Source organism: Seleniivibrio sp. (assembly GCF_021209385.1).
Classification (GTDB): domain Bacteria; phylum Chrysiogenota; class Deferribacteres; order Deferribacterales; family Geovibrionaceae; genus Seleniivibrio.
Genome location: NZ_JAJOIL010000001.1, coordinates 146,121 through 165,139 on the forward strand (window position 1 = coordinate 146,121; position 19,019 = coordinate 165,139).

The window sequence follows — 19,019 nt, forward strand, 5'->3', positions numbered from 1 at the left end:
TATTCCCCCTAGTGACCCGACCTTTCAATGTCGAGGGTCATGCATATATTTCCTATGTCAAAGGCAAGCATCATGGCACCGTAATAACCGATGAAGGTTCTGTGGAAGTGTCCCAGATAATCTTTAACCGGATAGCCCACGCGATAAATCGGCTTATGCGCCCTGTGACACATTGGTATTGCGTTTGAATTGGCTATTATAAAGTCTGACGCCTTTGAATATTCCTCAAGGTCTTCCAGATCGCCCATTATTATATTTTCGGCAGGCAGATTTTCAAACGCCCCGTGGCGCGCTGTGGTGACCGCTGTTTCAAGTCTGATGCCCATCTCTTTCGTGAGATATTTTCCAAGACCGTAAAGCAGATCTGGTTCACCCGCTATTGAAAAACTCTTCCCGCTGAAACTGAAATGCGCGTCAAGCAGCGCATCCACAGCTCTCTGACGCTGGATGCGCATCCATGAGGGAGCCTGTTTGCCTGTATAGTCCATGAGCCATGAGACGAGTTCATCTGTCGCCTCAAGCCCCGTGAGGGTATCGAATTTTTTATAGGGGACCGTACAGCGCTCAAGGAGTATATCCGCAGAAGCTTCCATACAGCCGCCTACAACTATTGAAAAATCAGCATGAGCCATCTTTCTGATGGTGTCGATGGACGTTCCCTCTTCCGGCAGACCGTAGAAGTGATTCACCTGACCGCCCATGCTTGCCGACAGGTCGGGATAAACAATCACGTCCAGTCCGAAAGCCTCGAAAGAACGTTTCAGCCAGTCGATATCTCCGGCAGTCAGGTGCATACCCGCAAGGATATTCACCATCTTTCTTGTTCTGTAGTCCGTTCTCACCGCAGGTTCTATAAGGAGTGAAAGAGTCGCCGCACAGGCAGCTCCGTACCCTGTTTCCGCATCCCCTTTGAAATCGGGACAGGCGACCGGAACAACCGGTGTGCTGTCGTACTGGGGATATTTTTCACGGAATCGGATGAGGCTTCCTTTTATATCGTCCCCGCGAACTTCGGTCATACCTGTTGTTACAAGTCCGATGAAGTCCGGTTTCTGTTTCTCAATGACGTTTGCGATACCTTCGTGGAGGTTGCTGTCGTCACCGATGATGGTAGCTATATCAAAAACAGCGGTGGACTGCATGGGAGTGACCTCCCTGTAGTGCTGTGTCAGAAAGTTCTTTGTGAATGCCATGCATCCCTGCGCACCGTGAACCAGAGGCATAACTTTGTGCATACCCAGAAAAGCGGTTATCGCGCCCATTATGGAGCCTTTTTTCAGAGGGTTAACGGACAGCGGTTTTTCGATTATCTTAACCAAAGCTGACCTCCCACGGAGCAGGCTTCTTAACTATTGAGAACACGGGGGATGTCAGTGTTCCGCATATTTTCTGTGCAAGCACCAGCGAACCTTCGTATCCGGCGAATGCAAAGTGTCTCTCCTGATTCACGTCAACAAAAGGAACCTGTCCTTTCATAGCGTTGTACATGTTCCGTCCGCCCGCAAGGAACAGATCGGCATCGTATTCTTTCATATATTTCAGAAGGGTCTTTCCGTCCCCTTTGGGCATCAGACCATCTTCGTTTCCTTCAAAGTATTCAAGTATTCTGGCGATATCCTCTTCTGTTGATTTTCTGGTACTGGATTTGATAACTTCCATGCCCAGTTCCTCAAGCTGTTTCAGTATCGACCAGCTTTTCACGCCACCTGTGTACACAAGCACTTTTTTACCTTTCATTATAGGAAGATAAGGAGCAAGTTGCTCCATTGTTTCCTTCTCTTTTCTGGTGGTGAGTTCTTCAACCTTCCTTTTCAGAAGATCGCTGCCCATCATATCTGCTATGGTCATAAGAGTTCTTTTTGTTTCACCCATGCCGTAGAACGAACCTTCAAAATAAGGTATACCGTATTTTTCATCGAGCTGACGCGCAAGTGAAATAAGCGCACGGCTGCATATGACCACGCTGAGTTTAGAGCGGTGTGCATAACACAGTTCGTCATATGTGGCATTGCCTGTCATCTTGCTGAAAAGGCTGATGCCAAGCTCTTCAAAAAGCGGCTCAACCTGAAAAAGCTCACCGGCTATGTTATACTCCCCGATAAGATTTATTGGGAACATCGGAACATTCTCCGGTTCTTTCGAGCCGATGACATGGTTGAATAGAGCGTGTCCGGCAAATTTATTACCAAGGTTCTTACTTCCTGAAAATCCGGGAGAATCCACGGGAATAACCTGAAGCCCGAGTTCTTCGGTCATCTCTTTTGCGACAGTGTGTATATCCTCACCTGTCATAGCCGTAACGCATGTTGAATAGATAAAGACAGCTTTGGGCTTAAACTTGCCCGCAACATAGCGCACCGATTCCTTAAGTTTCTTTTCGCCGCCGAACACTATGTCCAGTTCGCTCATATCGGTGGTCATGCCGTATTGGTGGAGGTTACCCACATGTGTGCGGGTACCTCTGTTGTTATAGCTTTGTCCGCAGCATGTTATCGGACCATGTATAATGTGTGCCGCATCCGCAACGGGAAGCAGGACTATCTGTGCGCCGTCGAAAGCGCATCCGCCTGCTGTCGCTCCGGGAGTGGGCTTTTTGCATGCTTCTTTTTTCTGCTCTGCCGTTTTCTTTTGATTATGATCGCAGCCCGGCTCTTCCGTAAGCTGCTGAATTGCCAGTCTCATAGCTTCTCCTTAGAGACTTCAGTCTCCTCTGGTAAGCAGTTTAGCCTCCATAGTTCTCGGCAGTGTAGGTTCTGCGTCCAATGTTTCAAACTCCAGCACCCAGCCGTTTGCCAGAGTAAATTCACCGCCCCATGCACCCTTTTGCTCAATGGAGACAACTATCTGTTCCATGTCTTTTTTAGGGACGTATACTGAGTATACGTCCCTTTTTTGTTGAGTGTAACCTTCATTGGCTTATCTGAGAATATCGTAGCTTGTTGTGTACATAGTCTTTTTGTCTATGTCGTCAAGCATACGGTTAACGATCCATGTCATCATCTGAAGTCCGCCTTTGTATCCTATTGTAGGATATCTGTGCAGGTGATGTCTGTCCTGAAGCGGGAAGCCTATTCTGCAAAGAGCGATGCCTGTATCTCTTTCAAGATATTTAGCATATGAGTTGCCTATTATCATATCCACCGGTTCTGTGAAGAGCAGTGAACGGAAGTGCCACATGTCTTTTCCTGCCCAGATCTGAGCGCCTTTAGCGAACTCATATTTGGAAAGGTTTTCTTTTGTCTCAGCTTCCCAGTCTTTTGAACCGTTGGAAACGAGAACGTGGATAGGCTCGCCGCCCATTTCCATAACAACTCTGCAAAGACCGTATGCAAGGTCGGGGTCGCCGTTGATACCGAATGTTTTGCCGTGGATCCAGTAATAGGAATCCGCGATAGCATCCACAAGCTGACCTCTTTCAAGCTCAAGTTCAGCAGGCACAGGCTTGCCGGTAAGCTCAGAGATTGCCATAATAAGTTCATCTGTACCTTCAATACCGTAAGGGTTAACAACTTTAACGGGTTGATGCCATTCTTTTTCGATGAACTCAGCAGTTTTCAGCAGAGACCATTTCTGAAGCAGAAGTGTGCCTTTAGAGTTGGGAGCGTCTCTGAGGTCATCAAGGGAAGTACCGCCTCTGTACATTTTGTATTCACCGTCGGTGGGAGAGTTAAGTGTTTCAGAAGGATCTGAAAGCAGGTTAATCTCTGCACCGAACAGTTTGAAGATACGTTTGATCTCTTCGTAGTTTGCAAGATAAGTATCAAAGCCCATAATGACGTTGATTTTGTCATTTTTATGATCTCTTTTCTGTCCCATCTGAGAAAGGATAGCCATCATAGTGTTGTCGTAACCTACGATGTGCGAACCAACGAAAGAGGGTGTGTGTGCAAATGTTACAGGGAAGTCGGCGGGGATGTAACCCTGTTCTTTCGCGTTTTTAACGAAAGAGTTCATGTCGTCACCGATAACCTCTGACATGCATGATGTAACCATAGTTATCATTTTGGGGCTGTAAAGTTCATATGTGTTTTGCAGACCCAGATAAAGTGCATTGTGACCGCCGAAAACCGCTGCATCCTCAGTCATGGCATCGCATGATGTGGGGAAGGGTTCACGGAAGTGACGCATAAAGTGCGAACGGAAGTATGATGCACAGCCCTGTGAACCGTGTACGAAGGGCATAGTGCCTTCAAAACCGATGGCTGCAAACAGACCGCCTGAAGGCTGGCAAGCTTTCAGAGGGTTAACAACGAGATCCTGTCTTTTAAAGTTAAGGTCTCTGTATTCCTGTGTTTTTGTCCACTCAAGAGTTTCCTGTACTTTTGCGTCTGTTTCGGCATTTTCGTATTTAGCTTTTTCAGCGAACATATCCTGATATTCGCAGCCGTTAAACAGGGAAACGTGGTCTTTTATTTTTTCACTCATTTTAATCTCCTTTCCTTAATTTCCGGTCAGATCATTTCCACGGGGGAGTGATCTTCTTCCAGATGGCTCCGTTTACAGCCATATCCATATCTCTTGCGAATACTTTGAAGCCGTCTACGCCGTGGTAGGGGCCTGAGTAATCCCATGAGTGCATCTGGCGGAAGGGGATACCCTGTTTCTGTGTTGAATATTTTTCCTTGATACCGGAACCGACAAGGTCAGGTTTGAAGTTCTCAAGGAGTTTTTCCATTTCATATTCGTTCATGTCGTCTACGATGAATGTAGTGTTTTCAACGTATTCGAGTGTTCTTGCGTAGTCGTCGTTGTGAGCGAACTCATAACCTGTGATTACAACCTGTACACCAAGGTCGCGGAAAGCGGGGATGATGTGTCTGGGGCGAAGACCGCCGACAAACAGCATACAGTTCTTGCCGTCGAGTCTCGGTTTGAACTTGCTCACTATTTCATCAAACTGAGGCTGGTATTTCTCAGCGATGATCTTTTCAGTCTGCTGCTGAATCTTTTCATCGAAATGAGAAGCTATCTTTCTCATGCTTTTTACGATCTGAGTGGGACCGAAGAAGTTGAACTCAACCCACGGAATACCGAATTTTTCTTCCACATATCTTGATATGTAGTTCATTGAACGGTAGCAGTGGAGAAGTACAACCTTAGCTTTTGTCAGGTTCGCAATTTCGCTTACTGTGGAATCGCCTGTGGACTGGGAAATAACATTAAGTCCCATCTCCTCAAGGATCTTTCTGGAGCTCCATGCGTCACCGCCGATGTTATAGTCGGCAAGCAGAGCCACGTTATAGGGGCTGTCTTCGATCTCGACGCCTTTAACTTCTTTTTCATATATCCAGTCGCGCAGTGAGTCGTTTGCAATGTGGTGACCCAGTGACTGGGAAACACCGCGGAAACCTTCACAGCGGCAGGGGACAACAGGTTTTCCGATCTCTTTGGATGTCGCTCTGGAAACCGCTTCGATGTCGTCACCGATGAGACCGATAGGACATTCGGAAAGAACGGAAACGCCTTTGTTCAGAGGAAAAAGCTGGTCAGCCTCTTTGATGAGGTTTGTCAGCATTTTGTCGCCGCCGAAAACGATGTCTTTTTCCTGAAAGTCTGATGTTATCTGCATTGTAACAAAGTTGTTGATGCCGGGTGTACCGTTTGCAAAGTTACGTCTTGCAGACCATGAATACTGACCGCAGCCGACAGGTCCGTGGCTGATGTGTATCATGTCTTTGATGGGTCCGAAAACCACACCTTTTGCTCCCGCATATGCGCAGCCTCTCATAGACATAACGCCGGGGCGGATTTTTCTGTTTGCGTTAATGCCGCATTTCACATCTTCGGCTTTAACGACCTCTATTTTTTTCTTTCTGTCTTTCGCAGTTCCGTCGTTGTATCCTTCAAGGATTTCCTCCATGACCTCAACGCCGTGTTCATGTACATTTTTTCCAGACATAGATTGACCTCTTAATTTTCAGTACAGTCGCTAATTAAACGTGGTGTCTCGAAAATGCCTGAAGAATCCGGCGGTCTGCCGAATAGGAAAGGCACTTTGAGACTTCCCACTCTTTTTAATTCCTATGGGGTTAGGAAACTTTTTTCTGTCCTACGATGCTTTCATCCTCTTCCTTGATGATACCGAATTCCATAAGGAGGTCTTCAAGTTCCTGCATTGAAACAGGTGTGGGGATGTTGAGCATTTTGTTGTTGATGATCTTAGTAGCAAGTGTTCTGTACTCGTTTGACTGTGAGCAGTTGGGGTCGTACTCAACGCAAGTCATTCTGCGAAGCTCAGCGTGCTGAACTATGTTGTTTCTGGGTACAAAGTGGATCATCTGAGTATTGATCTTAGTTGCAAGAGCAGTGATCAGTTCATCTTCTCTGTCTGTCTGTCTTTCGTTGCAGATAAGACCGCCGAGACGAACGCCGCCGGAGTTAGCATATTTAAGGATACCTTTGGAGATGTTGTTAGCTGCATACATAGCCATCATCTCGCCTGAAGTAACGATGTAGATTTCCTGAGCTTTGCCTTCACGAATAGGCATTGCGAAACCGCCGCACACAACGTCGCCGAGAACGTCATATGAAACGAAGTCGAGATCTTCTTCATATGCACCCTCTTCCTCGAGGAAGTTGATAGCAGTGATAACACCGCGTCCTGCGCAGCCGACACCGGGTTCGGGACCGCCTGCCTCAACGCAGCGGATATCAAGGAATCCTGTTTTAAGTACATCATCAAGTTCAAGATCTTCAACTGAGCCGACTTCAGCAGCCAGTTCCATGATTGTTGCCTGTGCTTTGGCATGAAGGATAAGACGAGTTGAATCCGCTTTAGGGTCACAACCGACGATCATTATCTTTTTGCCCATCTCTGCCATAGCAGCGAGAGTGTTTTGTGAAGTTGTAGATTTACCGATACCGCCTTTTCCGTAGAATGCAATTTGTCTGAGAGCCATATTAGGGTTCCTCCTATTTTATCGTTGACGCTTATTATGTAGCATCAGTCGTGCCAGTTTTTGCAACTTACTGATAAAACGCTAATATTCCCTTATATGCATTTTCCGTGCCGTTTTTGGTCTTGTTTTCGCCCAATAAATGCTCAATACCATTTGTAATAAATCTTACAACAGAGATAAAAGTTATTATTTTTAAGGTTTTAGAACATGCAGGCACCTTTTTTGGATTTTTCATTCTCCCTTTTCGTCGGTTTTACCCAACCTTATTGGTAAAAATTGTAATGTTTATTACACATTCAAATATGAATCCTTACTGATCAAAAAAGCATCAGCTGGTTATTTTTTGTTCTCCGCATCGCTTTTTTTGCCTGACCGACGATCCTATTATAATAAATCAACATTATTCTGTTCACGATACAGCATTAAAAACAGGACTGATTCAGACTTAAATTAAATTTTTTACGTCTTTACATTTTTTATTCATAGGCGTCACAATCACTTCCAGAAGCGGAACAGATGTAAATCAGTTTTACTCTTGAACTAAATATAGAATGATTTATATATGTCTCATGGAGGTGTGCTATGATACACAAGATGACACACTGCCTTCTTATGATTTTCGTTGTAATATTTGCAGTTCAAACAGCGAATGCCTTTGAGATAGGCGATACGGTTAAGGCTGTCGGAAAGACGGGAAAGGTTTACGAAGCGAAGATAGCTTCAGTGGCTCTCAGTAAGAACCTGCTTCTCATCAGAGAGGACGGGACTCAGTTCAAAATACCTGTTTCAGGTATCAAAGCAATTCATAATATCGAAGGCGAGCTTTACAAAGCCGCGAACGGAACGTTCATGAAAGTGGTTAAAATAGTCACAAAGGACGGAAGAACACTTATGGGCGGAGTAAATGTCAGCGCAACAGTGGCTATCGAACACATGAACGGCATTGTTACAAATCTTATGATTCCGGACATGCATCGTTTTCAGTCAATAGAAACCGATAGCAGTTTGACAGTAAGCAGTATTCAATAATTTAACGGGGCGGTCTCTGAACCGCCCCTTTCATATTCCAACATTAACATTTCAATATTACAACTTCCAATTAGACAATATGTAATATATATAATATAATATCATAGTGTTTTCTATTTTATTCTTTTAAGTGACTTATTTTGTAAATTAATAAATACCATTAAAGAAAATATATATTAAAGAGGAATTCAAAATGAAATCACTAAAGATGAAAATAACACTGATGGTCGTAATCCCTATCATCGCCATCGCTCTCTTCGGAGCCTTTTCAAACATCAGAACAATCATGCAGGACAGCAAAGAGGAGATTGAGCGCACAAGAAATGATCTTATGGAAGCCAAAAAAGAAGAGCTGAAATCCTACATTGAGATTATGCTGACCGACGTAAACCACATCATAGAAACAGCACCATCCGAAGAAGAGGCAAAAAACATTATTATCGAAAAAGTCAAAAAGATACACTGGGGCGAAGAAGGATATTATTTCATTTATAATATGGACGGTATAATGATTTCAACCCAGAACAGCTACAAGTCCATAGGTACAAACAGGCTCAACATACAGGACGACAAAGGCTTTAAATATATTAAGGCAATGCTTGAAAAAGCCGCTTCCGGCAGCGGATACATCAGCTACATGAAGCTAAAAAACTCCACAAACACTATTGTCCCTAAACTCGTTTATTTCGATGTAATTAAAAGATGGAACTGGGTGGTTGCCACCGGCTTTTATATAGATGACATAGACGAACAGATAGCCGTTCTTGAAACCGACACAAAAGCAAAGCTGAAAAGCTTAATCATATCCACAATAATCAGCACTGCCGTTGTTGCACTGATAGCGCTGGTCATCGTTATGTATTTCATCAAAAAACTCAGCGACAATATCAACATGGTCACTGAATCCCTTAAGGAAATTTCCACAGGCGAAGGTGACCTCACAAAACACCTGCCGGTTCTGTCCAATGATGAAGTCGGTCAGCTCTCAACGTATTTCAACAACTTCACGGCAAAACTGAGGGAAATAATAGCCGCCGCCCACGAAAGCTCCCAGTCTGTGGCGTCCGGCAGTGCCGAGCTGGCATCTTCAACAGAGGAACTCTCCGTGACGGTACGCGATCAGGCGGCACAGATAAATTCAGTCGCATCCGCCACAGAGGAAATGAGCGTTTCCGCCGCACAAACATCAGGCAACCTAGACAACAACCGCGCCGCAGTAATTGAAACAACCAACGATACTGCCGAAGGCAGCAAAATGCTTAATCAGGCTGTGGATGAGATAAATTCTATCAAAAACAAAGTTGACCAGCTGAACATGACCATTAAAAAACTCGCGGAGTCTTCCAACAATATAAATGAAATAATAAACGTCATAAGCGATATAGCAGACCAGACAAACCTTCTGGCTCTTAATGCCGCCATTGAAGCGGCAAGAGCAGGAGAACACGGGCGGGGATTTGCAGTTGTCGCAGACGAAGTGCGAAAACTCGCGGAAAGAACCCAGACAGCCACAGGCGAGATAAACTCAATAATATCAGGCTTCCACAGCGAATCCACCAAAGCATCTGAAGATATGGGATCTGCCATAAAACAGGTGGAACTCGGTGTAAACACCATGAAGACAACATCGACCTTTTTTGACAAAATAGTGTCATCCGTTCAGAAAATAAGCAAAATGAACGACGAGATAAGCGGAGCTGTCGGTGAACAGATAAAAGCCATAGACAACATAAACGCCAATGCTCAGTCACTTTCATCGGGAGTTGAGCAGAGTTCACAGGCGCTTCAGGAGGTCAGCCGGACAATTTCCGATCTTGAAACGCAGGCAGGAAACCTCATGGAACTTATAGGTCATTTCAAAGTTAACTGATCGCTCAGGCTGCCGGATATCATCCGGCAGCCTCTTTATTAAGCACTATAAATCTTTCATTAAGTATGGGCGCCAGAATTGCAATCACATCCGACGGACGAAGACCGCCCTTTCCGCATCCCGGAAGCGGCATATAAACCTTTTTCCATCCTATCTGATCCACAAGCATGACAAGCTCCAGCGCGGAACGCTTTATAAGCCCAAGATCGGCACGTTCCTGCCAGCTGTGTTCAACGGGAAAGCTGACTATCATATTGTCCAGATGATGCACATGGTTGCCGAACTGGTCAACCAGATACCCCAGCTTAGCGTCAAGCCACGGCTGAACCTCGCCCACCTGTTTCGCGTTGCCGGAACCGAGATTTGCCTTGCCGTTCTTTCTCACAGTGCCGTTTGTGGTTATCACCACAGGATCTTTGCCCACATGGTCCAGAAGATCGCCCGTTTCAAATCGCATCATGCACCCTCACTTCCAGATTCAAAAGCTTGCCGGTCTGTTCCGAAACGGCATCCACAACCTTTGTCTCCAGCTTTCTAAGCCATTTTGAAGGAATATTGTTAACCCCGTAAAGCGCACCTGCAAGCATACCCACGATAGCGCCGTTGGTGTCCGCGTCGCCGCCCTGATTAACGGTGTTCACAAGAGTATCCTCGAAATATTCGCCCTCTGCAAAAAAATGCATCACTGTTTTAAATGTATCCACAACATATCCGGAACATTCGCCCTTGTAGTTTGAATAAGAATACTTCGGAAACTCCCTTATCAGCCTGTTCCCTATGGCAAGCGACTTCAATTTGTCGCCGCTTGTGAATATTTCCCGCATCATCTCGCCGAAAACCAGTGTTATGCGGTCGGAATGTTCATTGTTATGGGTAAGCCTGCTCTGAGCAAGCGACATTTCTTCAAACTTTGACCAGTCCTTAAGGCTGTAAAGCACCAGCGGCAGATTGCGCATAGCGCCCCCGTTGCCTGCGGACTGCTCCGAATATGGCGATTCAGTTCTTCCCATGGTCACATAGTCTCTCAAACCGCGGCGCACAGTGGAGCCGATGTCAACAGGTTTTGATTTCATCCAGTTCACAAAGTGGTCGGCAGCGGATGTCAGCCTGAATCCTTTCTGCTCAATTATGCTGGCACCCAGAGCAAGACACATCTCCGTATCGTCGGTCACTCTGCCCGCACGGAGCTTAAGCCAGCCGCCCCCTATTATTCTGTTATGCACGCCGTAATGTTCTTTTATCTCTCTCGGATTCATAAATTCTGTGGTGGCGCCCAGCGCGTCGCCGACGGCAAATCCCAGATAACTTCCGAGCGCTCTGCGCAGTAGCTCATTTTTCATTTGCAAACTCCGCGGATTTCCTCTATTTGATTATCATGGGTGTAGAAAAACAGAAAAGCAGCATATCCCGTCTTAAGGATCTGAAGAGGTTTTACCATTACTCCAACCTCATCAATATCCCCACTTACATGTTTGTAAGCAACGAATACAATCTGAACGTCATGCCTATCACCATAAGCGGGGTGTGGGAATACTATGCCGATATTTTCAATTCCATCAAACAGGCTGATACAATTGAAAATGCCGCCAAAGTATTCACAAACGCAATGGACACGCTCTTCTCTCTTTCCGAAAAGCACAACGGGAAAAAAATGGGAAGCTACACCAGACTGCTGAAAGGATGGCTTTTCGATTCCAACAGCATTGAAGGCGCCGTTATGAAGGGATGGGTTGAAAGCCGCTTCGGAATCATGCCGTTCTTTCATAAAGAGATCATCCCCGATGTCAACAGCGAGGAATATTACGGATACATGGTTGAGAAGATGGATAGCAAACATAACAAAAATCTTATCTTCCATCAGCTTGATCTCCTCTACACCTATACCCAGTGCATCCTCCAGACGTTCTACAGGGATTCTCTGCCGAAAATCACGCTGTACAGAGGCGTTAACGACCTTTCGGAACACCTTGTGGTCAAGGAATATGACAAAACAAGGCTTTGCATAGAACAGAATTCGCTCGTGTCTTTCACATCCGACAGAGACATAGCGTCCCAGTTCGGCGATTATATACTGACCTCGGAAATACCGTACACCAAGATAGTTTTCTTCTCGGAAGTTCTGCCTACACTGAGTTTCGTCGGGGAAAAAGAATACCTTGTCCTCGGCGGGCGGTACGATACAATTGTGACCTACTATTAAAAGTGCGTCCTGCACTTTTAATAGAAACGCTCCGGTCGCTTCAAGCTCCCTGCGCTCACGTTCCGCTTTCTCAGTCTGCTAAAGCAGCCCTCAAAATCTCCACGAAACTTCATCCTGAAACCTTGACTGTCTTCGCGAGGAGCACTAGCCGAAGGCTGAAAACATTTGCCTATTTTTGCAAATGTTTCTGTACCGAGCTTGCTGAAATGAGTCCACTTTAAACTATTTGTCGAATAAAGTGACGACGCGATCTAAAAAAGACCTTACGCCGATTTTTTGTCCAGAACTATCCACTTGCCCTCTTCTTCGTCGAAATCCTCGATAACTTCGAGTTCCTGTGCGCGAAAGCCGAGTTTTTTGTTTACATCAAGAAAATGAACCACATATACAGGCTCGAAATGGAATTCGGTTATCTCGCAGATGAACCCTTCCATTCCTTCATATGCAACGGGGGTGCCTCTTTTGCATCCGGCACAAGTTCCGTCATCTCTTATCATTTTTGTGACCATAACCTTCTGATTGACCTTAAGTTCCATATCTCACCTCTGAAAAAAGCCCCTCCCCGAAAAAAAGGGAGGGGACATGTCATTTGTTACGCACTAACAGGCGCGTGAGTAAAGCAGCCTTTGGGGCAGGCTTTTGAGCAGGCTTCACAGCCTATGCAGGCGCCATCATCCACTATTGTCATATAGGTTTTTTCGCAGTCTTCGTCTTCGTATTCTTCAAGTGCGAGGCAGGCGTATGCACACGCTTTGAAGCAGCGTCCGCAAGCGATACAAGTATCCTTGTTGAGTTCCATGATGAACTTGGGAATCCATTCTTTACCGTTTTTTCTGATTCCAGTAATAAATGCCATTTTAAACCCTCCATAGCGGTTATTCGTTGTGACACATATTCAGCAAGCAATCTCTGTGCCGTTTAGAAAATCTTCCTTTTACAGCCGTTAAACCAGAATAGAACAGATCATATGACTTTTTTCTGAATACTTTTTGCGCTATTGCTGTCTATTTTTTAACCACCTTTTAAAATATTATCCTCTGCAACCCTTATCGTTCGCAAATTATTGCGTGGCACATATATTGCTCGCATTTATGCATGAAATACCTCAACTATTTTAAGACAGCTCTCAACAGTATCTATGAGATAAGTGTTATTCTGAATAGTTCGACCAACAGAAGACACGCTCTTTACGGTGTTGTTAAGCAGATGCAGAACACCCTTTCGGTGGAACGCGCTTTCATCCTTCTGCACGACCAGCACACCCATAGGCTTATGCTTGAGGCGTCGGCAGGGCTGGACGAAGCCATCGCGGCGTCAGTCTCTTTCCAGAGCGACGAGGGCATGGTGGGCAAGGTATTTCGCCTCGGAGTACCGATACTCATACCGGATATTGAGCGGGAACCGCAGTTTCTGAACAAGCTCAAACGTCCTCCAGCGTCCGAGCAGACTTCTTTTATTGCGGTTCCGCTGAAATTTCAGGCAAACACACTGGGCGTGCTTGCTGTGGACAAGTTCAGCTCGCGCATGAACAGCGTAACCACAGAGGTTGAGATTCTTAAGATGATCGCAAACCTCATCGCATCATTTCTGCACAAGAACGAATTTTTCGAGAACGAACTCTCGATGGTTCAGGATGAAAAGATACGCATTGAAGCGGAAAACCTGAGCCTCATTAACGAAATAAAATCCAAATACAGCTTCAAGGGACTTGCCGGAACAAGCAAGCTGATGGAAAAAGTATTCGATAAAATAACTATGGTAACAAATACTTCTGCATCCGTGCTTATCCGCGGCGAAAGCGGCACCGGAAAAGAGGTTGTCGCCAAAACCGTACATTATAACAGCGACAGAAGCACAAAGCCTTTTGTGGCTGTTAACTGCGCTGCGATACCCTCCGACCTAATTGAAAGCGAACTTTTCGGATATGCAAAGGGCGCGTTTGCGGGAGCATCCGCAGAAAAGAAGGGAAAATTTGAGCAGGCAGAGGGCGGAACCGTCTTTCTGGACGAAGTGGGCGACATGCCCATGGAGGCACAGAGCAAACTTCTGCGTGTTTTGCAGGACAAGACTATAGAAAAACTCGGAACCGTTGAAAGCACAAAGGTTGACGTGCGGATTCTGGCGGCAACCAACAAAAATCTGGAAGAGGCTGTTCAGGCTGGTAAATTCCGTCTCGACCTGTATTACAGGCTGAACGTATTCACCATAGACCTTCCCCCTCTGCGCAAGCGGAAAGAGGACATACCCGCCATCTGCGAGGTGATCCTAGGAAAGCTCAACACATCATACGGCAAAAACTACACTCTGGACGCCACTACAGTGGCGGCGCTGTCACACTGCAACTGGCCGGGAAACATCCGCGAACTTGAAAACTGCCTTGAACGCGCCGCGCTGACAGCAGGCGACGGACTTATAAAACCTGAGCATATTTCATGCTCACGGGGCGATTTTTGCCTTTCTCACGTCATCGGCGAAGAATGTCCCGAAGGGGACGAACCCATCAGCGACGACGGCAATTCAGACAAGACACAGCTTCTCCTCGCCCTGCAAAAAGCCGGCTGGGTACAGGCAAAGGCAGCCCGTATGCTGAACATGACCGTCCGTCAGGTCAACTACCGCATCGCCAAATACGGCATCGAAGTCAAAAAGATATAAACCGCTTTATCACTGCTCTTTAAGCGACATAGCGAATCTGTTCATAAAAGGACGTACCAGATATTCCATAAACGTCCGTTCGCCCGTCTTTATGATAACCTCAACAGGCATCCCCGCCTGCAATCTGTTCACCGAACCTAATTTTACAAGCTCTTTCTCCGGTATGCGGATCTGGCAGATATAATATGACCTGCCGGAATTCTGCTCAAGGAAAACGTCGGGAGAAACCATAATGACCTCGCCGAACAGCGAAGGGGTTTTGTGGATATCCAGAGCGGATATGCGCACTTCCGACTGTAACCCCGCCCGCACAGAATCTATGTCGCGGGGGGATATCTCCGCCTGAACGATAAGTGCCTCGTGCATGGGCGCGATGTCCATTATCTTCTGCCCGGGCGTAATTACACTGCCTGCGTTATGCACAGCAAGCCCCAGAACAATTCCATCTTCGGGAGCCTTTATTATCATGGATTCATGGTTGATGAGTGCAGCGTTGTATTCTTCCTTAAGCCCTGCTATGCGCTTCTGCACGTCAGTAAGTGCCGTCTCCACATCTTTGCTAAACTCGCTGTCAACCTGAAGCATTTTGAGGTCAAGCTCCGAAAGATTGCGGCGGGTGCGCTCAATGGTGGCAAGCTCCTCACTGCGTGTCGCTTCCATTCCCTGCAAATTCTGCTGTAACTCTATCATTTTGTTTCTGGGATAATATCCTTCGTCCGCAATGGTTTTAACGGATTCTATCTCTTTTTCAAGCAGGGCAACCTGCCTTTTTCTGGATGCCGCGAGCTGTTCCATCTGTGCCACATAGTCAATAACGCCCTGTTTCTGGTTCATCAGAATCCGTTTTTCGTTTGTAACGGAATCCCTTCGCTTTCTGAAAAGGTCGTTCTGCGTTCTGATCATATCCGCAACCTCCGCATCGGAAGCCGCGTCCCTGAGCACTTTCGGATATTCTATGGATGAGCGCCCCAGTCTTTCCGCCGTCAGTCTCGCCTCAAGCGCGAGGTTGGTGTAATATTCAGACCGCACGCCGCTGAGTTTCGCATTTGTGACTGAATCGTCCAGTTTCATAAGAACCTGTCCTGATTTCACACTGCTGCCCTCTTTAACGGATATCTCCTGAACCGTTCCGCCGTAAAGGTGCTGAACCGTTTTGCGTTTATCCACGAACGCCAGCGTACCCGGTGCAACAACGCCCTGACTGAGCGGAGCCGTGAATGCCCAGATGCCGAAGAAACCAAGCCCCAGAATAAGCACCGCAAGCCCTATGTAGATATATCTTTTGGAATCTTTTCTTATGTTGTTGTCAATATTCATGCTTCCCCGCCTTTAAACCGCTCTTGTCTGTGGAACTTTTGCCTGCATCCCGTTGCGCACTGAGTCCATTATTTGCTGTTTGGGTCCATACACCTGTATGGTTCCGCTGTTCAAAACCATTATTTTATCAGCAACGGACAGCACAGGCGTTCTGTGTGTGATAACGAATATCGTTTTGTTCATAGCTTTCAGCCTTTTCAATGCCTCAACAAGCGCCATCTCGCCAGGTTCGTCAAGGTTTGAGTTCGGCTCGTCCAGAACCAGAAGAACCGGATCGTCGTAAACAGCCCTTGCAAGTGCGATACGCTGGCGCTGTCCGCCGGAAAGCACCGTTCCGCCCTCACCGATGTACGTCTCATAACCTTCGGGAAGTGCGAGGATCATATCATGCACGCCCGCCATTTTTGCCGCAGCGACTATCTTTTCAGGATCCAGCTCGCCGAAACGGGCTATGTTCTGCGCGACCGTACCTTCCAGAAGCTCAATATCCTGAGGAAGATAACCGATGTATTTTCCCATTTCGCTCTTGTCCCATTTTGAAACGTCCGCCCCGCCGAGCCTCATTTCGCCGACGACTGGCTGCCATATGCCCACCAGAACCCTCGCCAGTGAAGATTTACCCGATGCACTGGGTCCCAGCACAGCTACCAGTTCGCCGGCAGGAGTTTCAAAGTTTATGTTTTTAAGTACCTGTATATTCGCCCCGGGAGGAGCCGCTATGATACCTTTTGCGGAAACTGTACCTTCCGGTCTGGGCAGTTTCATCTTTTCACCCGCCTCAGGGAAACTGTCAAAAAGCTCACCCAGTTTGCGGTATGAGTTCCTCGCAGAAACAAAACCTTTCCAAGATGAGGTTATCATCTCAACCGGTGCAAGCGCCCTGCCCATGAGTATTGAGCCTGCTATCATGGCGCCTGCCGTGAGATCCATGTTTATAACGTAATAAGCACCGACGGCATAGACCATCGACTGTGCGGATATCCTTATGAATCTGGTCAGCGCATTGATTCCCGCCGCGCGTTCGCTTGCCACGCTCTGGAGTTTCATAAAGGCAAGATGCTTCGGAAGCCACTGTCTGCGGACGTTCTCAAGCATCCCCATGGAATCTATCACTTCTGCGTTGCGGAAGTTTGTCGTGGCAAACATGGTAGCCCTGCGGAAGTTCACATTCGCCTCTTCAATGGGTTTCTTGCTCATGTATTCCGTGAGAACTGTAAGAAGTATCAGCAGTATCGCCGCACATGTGGCAAGGATACCCAGAGCAGGGTGCAGAAGATAAATAACTATCAGATATATAGGCGACCAAGGCGCATCGAGGAACGCGAAAAGCCCGTGTCCCGTCAGAAACTGCCTTACAGCGGTTACATCCTGAAATATCTGCGAAGCCGCACCGGAACCGCTTTTAAGCGCGTTTTCAAATGCAACCGCAAACGCTCTGCCGGAGAGTGTTTCATCCATGCGGTTTCCCGCGACTATCATTATCTGCGAACGCACCCATTCCATCGCCGCAAGCACAACGAACATAAACAAAGTTATCAGCGTTATGACAAGGAGCGTCTCCTTGTTTCGGCTGGTGAGAACGCGGTCATATATCTGCAGCATATAAATTGATGGTACAAGCATCAGCATGTTTATCACGAAGCTGAAACCGGCAAGTGCAATGAATGTGCGCTTGAAGCCCATCAGTATGTTTTTCAGTTCTCCCGCGGGAATCCCGCCCGGCATATGCCTTTTGTTGTTCATCAGTTCACCTTGCATTCAGAGTTTATGAGCGATCCCAGGAAATCCACGTCTGCGGGTGTAAGTACGCCCGCATAGTATTTGAGGTCAATATATCCCGTAAAGTATTCGTATTTAGCCTGTAAAAGTCTTGAGAGGGCATCGAACATGTTGTTCTGGGCATTTATGACATCAACAAGTGTAACAACACCCGCCGCCATACTTTTTTTGTTCGATTCATAGGCGAGAGTGTTGGATGCGGCTGTCCTTTCCAGAGCGGCTATCTTCGCCTTGCTTCCCAGAAGGGACGTATATTTTTCGGAAACGTTCTTTTTCATCTCGTTCACGGCAGTGTTCATATCACTGACGGACTGATAGAATTTTTCTTTATTTTCCATAACCTTGGCGGATGTGTAGCCGCCGTTGAATATCGGAACGGACAACTGGGCGCCAACACTTTTATAAACCGTCTCAGTGCTTTTAATGTTGCTGATCTGGTCGGATCTCCTGTAGGTTGCGATAAGGTTAAGAGTTGGTATATGCTGGGTTCTGGCTATCTTTACGCTTTCATCGGCATACCTGCTCTGTGCTTTGTAATATTTAACTTCGCTGCTGTTCTGCATCGCAGTATCTATCCATTTTTCAAGAGTGCCGATGTCGTGGTCGGAATAGCTGAACCCCTGACCCAGACAGCGGACGCCGTCTATTTTTCCGGATATGGACTCCAGCTCAACCATGTTGTTCAGGTATGCGTTTTCAGCGTTCACAATGTCATATTCGGCAGTGTCCAGATTCGCCTGCGCCTCGTGTACGTTCGTAACGGCGGCTATGCCTGCGCGGTACATCTTTTCCGCCTGAACAAGCTGTTCCTGCGCACCCTGTTTTTTCGATTTCATAAGATCAATGTTGTCCTTGGCAAACAAAACGTTCATGTATGCCGTCACCACCCGCACAATGAGATTTGACTCGGCGGATTTCAGCTTCGCGCCGGACGACTGGAGCGTATATTTGCTCTGTCCGTGCTGCAGGTACTTACCCATATCAAAAACGGGCTGAACCAGATTCACCGTAAGGTCTCTGGTGTCGTAATCCCCGTATCTGTCAGTATCATATTTCAAAGCCGTATACTGACCTGAAAGGTTGGGCAGAAGCCCCGCCCTCGTCTGTTTCCGCACTGCTTCGGCAGATTTCTGATAGTGCTGTGCGGACTGCAGGATACTGTCGTTTTCAAGGGCGCGGTCGTACGCCTCTTTTATCCCCGTGTCCGCATAGGCAAAGCCCGCCGAAAGTACGGACGACACGACCAAACCGGCAATTAACCTCTTCATAA

Annotated in this window: 17 protein-coding genes; 4 read left to right on the top strand and 13 right to left on the bottom strand. The window is 46.8% G+C overall.

Annotated features, from left to right (window positions below; all coding sequences use genetic code 11):
* Positions 1-8 precede the first annotated feature (8 nt).
* The 6 genes from nifN to nifH all read right to left on the bottom strand — a co-directional run bounded on the left by nifN (position 9) and on the right by nifH (position 6,899).
* Complete coding sequence (gene nifN, locus LRY47_RS00690; RefSeq protein ID WP_295221467.1) at positions 9-1,319, bottom strand: nitrogenase iron-molybdenum cofactor biosynthesis protein NifN; 1,311 nt, start codon at positions 1,317-1,319, stop codon at positions 9-11.
* Positions 1,312-2,682 carry a nitrogenase iron-molybdenum cofactor biosynthesis protein NifE gene (gene nifE / locus LRY47_RS00695; RefSeq protein WP_295221468.1) on the bottom strand — a complete coding sequence of 457 codons (1,371 nt, stop codon included), beginning with the start codon at positions 2,680-2,682 and terminating at the stop codon, positions 1,312-1,314. Before nifE ends, nifN begins: the two co-directional genes overlap by 8 nt.
* Positions 2,683-2,700: 18 nt before the next feature.
* Positions 2,701-2,853, bottom strand: a complete 153-nt coding sequence (gene nifT / locus LRY47_RS00700) for a putative nitrogen fixation protein NifT (protein WP_295221469.1) — start codon at positions 2,851-2,853, stop codon at positions 2,701-2,703.
* Between the two features lie 63 nt (positions 2,854-2,916).
* Positions 2,917-4,425 carry a nitrogenase molybdenum-iron protein subunit beta gene (gene nifK / locus LRY47_RS00705; RefSeq protein ID WP_295221471.1) on the bottom strand — a complete coding sequence of 503 codons (1,509 nt, stop codon included), beginning with the start codon at positions 4,423-4,425 and terminating at the stop codon, positions 2,917-2,919.
* A gap of 31 nt (positions 4,426-4,456) precedes the next feature.
* Positions 4,457-5,899, bottom strand: coding sequence for a nitrogenase molybdenum-iron protein alpha chain (gene nifD, locus LRY47_RS00710; RefSeq protein ID WP_295221473.1), 1,443 nt, complete (start codon positions 5,897-5,899; stop codon positions 4,457-4,459).
* 130 nt (positions 5,900-6,029) lie between these two features.
* Positions 6,030-6,899 (bottom strand): nitrogenase iron protein, encoded by an 870-nt coding sequence (nifH, locus tag LRY47_RS00715; RefSeq protein ID WP_132872172.1) that lies wholly within the window; start codon positions 6,897-6,899, stop codon positions 6,030-6,032.
* A 582-nt stretch (positions 6,900-7,481) separates the two neighbouring features.
* On the opposite strand from nifH, the gene LRY47_RS00720 reads away from it, so the two are divergent.
* Positions 7,482-7,928 carry a hypothetical protein gene (locus LRY47_RS00720; RefSeq protein ID WP_295221478.1) on the top strand — a complete coding sequence of 149 codons (447 nt, stop codon included), beginning with the start codon at positions 7,482-7,484 and terminating at the stop codon, positions 7,926-7,928.
* A gap of 193 nt (positions 7,929-8,121) precedes the next feature.
* Positions 8,122-9,798 carry a methyl-accepting chemotaxis protein gene (locus LRY47_RS00725; protein WP_295221480.1) on the top strand — a complete coding sequence of 559 codons (1,677 nt, stop codon included), beginning with the start codon at positions 8,122-8,124 and terminating at the stop codon, positions 9,796-9,798.
* A gap of 19 nt (positions 9,799-9,817) precedes the next feature.
* Here the strand turns inward: LRY47_RS00725 and LRY47_RS00730 are convergent, their stop codons facing one another.
* Positions 9,818-10,258, bottom strand: coding sequence for a hypothetical protein (locus LRY47_RS00730; protein ID WP_295221483.1), 441 nt, complete (start codon positions 10,256-10,258; stop codon positions 9,818-9,820).
* Positions 10,245-11,138, bottom strand: a complete 894-nt coding sequence (gene draG, locus LRY47_RS00735) for an ADP-ribosyl-[dinitrogen reductase] hydrolase (protein WP_295221486.1) — start codon at positions 11,136-11,138, stop codon at positions 10,245-10,247. The genes LRY47_RS00730 and draG overlap by 14 nt, the downstream gene beginning before the upstream one ends.
* Positions 11,139-11,173: 35 nt before the next feature.
* On the opposite strand from draG, the gene LRY47_RS00740 reads away from it, so the two are divergent.
* The gene (locus LRY47_RS00740) at positions 11,174-11,998 is read left to right on the top strand and encodes an NAD(+)--dinitrogen-reductase ADP-D-ribosyltransferase (RefSeq protein WP_295221489.1); all 825 of its coding nucleotides are present in this window, start codon (positions 11,174-11,176) and stop codon (positions 11,996-11,998) included.
* Between the two features lie 263 nt (positions 11,999-12,261).
* On the opposite strand, the gene LRY47_RS00745 is transcribed toward LRY47_RS00740, so the two are convergent.
* Positions 12,262-12,534 (bottom strand): nitrogen fixation protein NifZ, encoded by a 273-nt coding sequence (locus LRY47_RS00745; RefSeq protein ID WP_295221490.1) that lies wholly within the window; start codon positions 12,532-12,534, stop codon positions 12,262-12,264.
* A 56-nt stretch (positions 12,535-12,590) separates the two neighbouring features.
* On the bottom strand, positions 12,591-12,854 hold the full coding sequence (fdxB, locus tag LRY47_RS00750; RefSeq protein WP_295221493.1) for a ferredoxin III, nif-specific: 264 nt from the start codon (positions 12,852-12,854) through the stop codon (positions 12,591-12,593).
* Between the two features lie 239 nt (positions 12,855-13,093).
* Between fdxB and LRY47_RS00755 the strand changes: the two genes are divergently transcribed.
* Entirely contained in the window at positions 13,094-14,653 is a 1,560-nt protein-coding gene (locus LRY47_RS00755) for a sigma 54-interacting transcriptional regulator (protein WP_295221496.1), read from the top strand.
* Positions 14,654-14,662: 9 nt separating this feature from the next.
* Here LRY47_RS00755 and LRY47_RS00760 read toward each other — a convergent pair whose 3' ends face one another.
* Genes LRY47_RS00760 through LRY47_RS00770 form a run of 3 tightly spaced genes read right to left on the bottom strand, consistent with a single transcriptional unit; the run spans position 14,663 to position 19,017 of the window.
* Positions 14,663-15,970 carry an HlyD family type I secretion periplasmic adaptor subunit gene (locus LRY47_RS00760; RefSeq protein ID WP_295221498.1) on the bottom strand — a complete coding sequence of 436 codons (1,308 nt, stop codon included), beginning with the start codon at positions 15,968-15,970 and terminating at the stop codon, positions 14,663-14,665.
* Between the two features lie 12 nt (positions 15,971-15,982).
* Positions 15,983-17,713 (bottom strand): type I secretion system permease/ATPase, encoded by a 1,731-nt coding sequence (locus tag LRY47_RS00765; RefSeq protein WP_295221501.1) that lies wholly within the window; start codon positions 17,711-17,713, stop codon positions 15,983-15,985.
* Entirely contained in the window at positions 17,713-19,017 is a 1,305-nt protein-coding gene (locus tag LRY47_RS00770) for a TolC family outer membrane protein (RefSeq protein WP_295221503.1), read from the bottom strand. Before LRY47_RS00770 ends, LRY47_RS00765 begins: the two co-directional genes overlap by 1 nt.
* Positions 19,018-19,019: the final 2 nt, after the last annotated feature.

Excerpts from the sequence above, each read along its gene's own strand:
- nifK (WP_295221471.1), bottom strand. The coding sequence starts at position 4,425 with ATGAGTGAAAAAATAAAAGACCACGTTTCCCTGTTTAACGGCTGCGAA.
- nifT (WP_295221469.1), bottom strand. The coding sequence starts at position 2,853 with ATGGAACAGATAGTTGTCTCCATTGAGCAAAAGGGTGCATGGGGCGGT.
- LRY47_RS00730 (WP_295221483.1), bottom strand. The coding sequence starts at position 10,258 with ATGATGCGATTTGAAACGGGCGATCTTCTGGACCATGTGGGCAAAGAT.
- LRY47_RS00725 (WP_295221480.1), top strand. The coding sequence starts at position 8,122 with ATGAAATCACTAAAGATGAAAATAACACTGATGGTCGTAATCCCTATC.
- nifE (WP_295221468.1), bottom strand. The coding sequence starts at position 2,682 with ATGAGACTGGCAATTCAGCAGCTTACGGAAGAGCCGGGCTGCGATCAT.
- fdxB (WP_295221493.1), bottom strand. The coding sequence starts at position 12,854 with ATGGCATTTATTACTGGAATCAGAAAAAACGGTAAAGAATGGATTCCC.
- LRY47_RS00760 (WP_295221498.1), bottom strand. The coding sequence starts at position 15,970 with ATGAATATTGACAACAACATAAGAAAAGATTCCAAAAGATATATCTAC.
- nifD (WP_295221473.1), bottom strand. The coding sequence starts at position 5,899 with ATGTCTGGAAAAAATGTACATGAACACGGCGTTGAGGTCATGGAGGAA.
- LRY47_RS00740 (WP_295221489.1), top strand. The coding sequence starts at position 11,174 with ATGGGTGTAGAAAAACAGAAAAGCAGCATATCCCGTCTTAAGGATCTG.
- LRY47_RS00770 (WP_295221503.1), bottom strand. The coding sequence starts at position 19,017 with ATGAAGAGGTTAATTGCCGGTTTGGTCGTGTCGTCCGTACTTTCGGCG.
- nifH (WP_132872172.1), bottom strand. The coding sequence starts at position 6,899 with ATGGCTCTCAGACAAATTGCATTCTACGGAAAAGGCGGTATCGGTAAA.
- LRY47_RS00720 (WP_295221478.1), top strand. The coding sequence starts at position 7,482 with ATGATACACAAGATGACACACTGCCTTCTTATGATTTTCGTTGTAATA.
- LRY47_RS00765 (WP_295221501.1), bottom strand. The coding sequence starts at position 17,713 with ATGAACAACAAAAGGCATATGCCGGGCGGGATTCCCGCGGGAGAACTG.
- draG (WP_295221486.1), bottom strand. The coding sequence starts at position 11,138 with ATGAAAAATGAGCTACTGCGCAGAGCGCTCGGAAGTTATCTGGGATTT.
- LRY47_RS00745 (WP_295221490.1), bottom strand. The coding sequence starts at position 12,534 with ATGGAACTTAAGGTCAATCAGAAGGTTATGGTCACAAAAATGATAAGA.
- LRY47_RS00755 (WP_295221496.1), top strand. The coding sequence starts at position 13,094 with ATGAAATACCTCAACTATTTTAAGACAGCTCTCAACAGTATCTATGAG.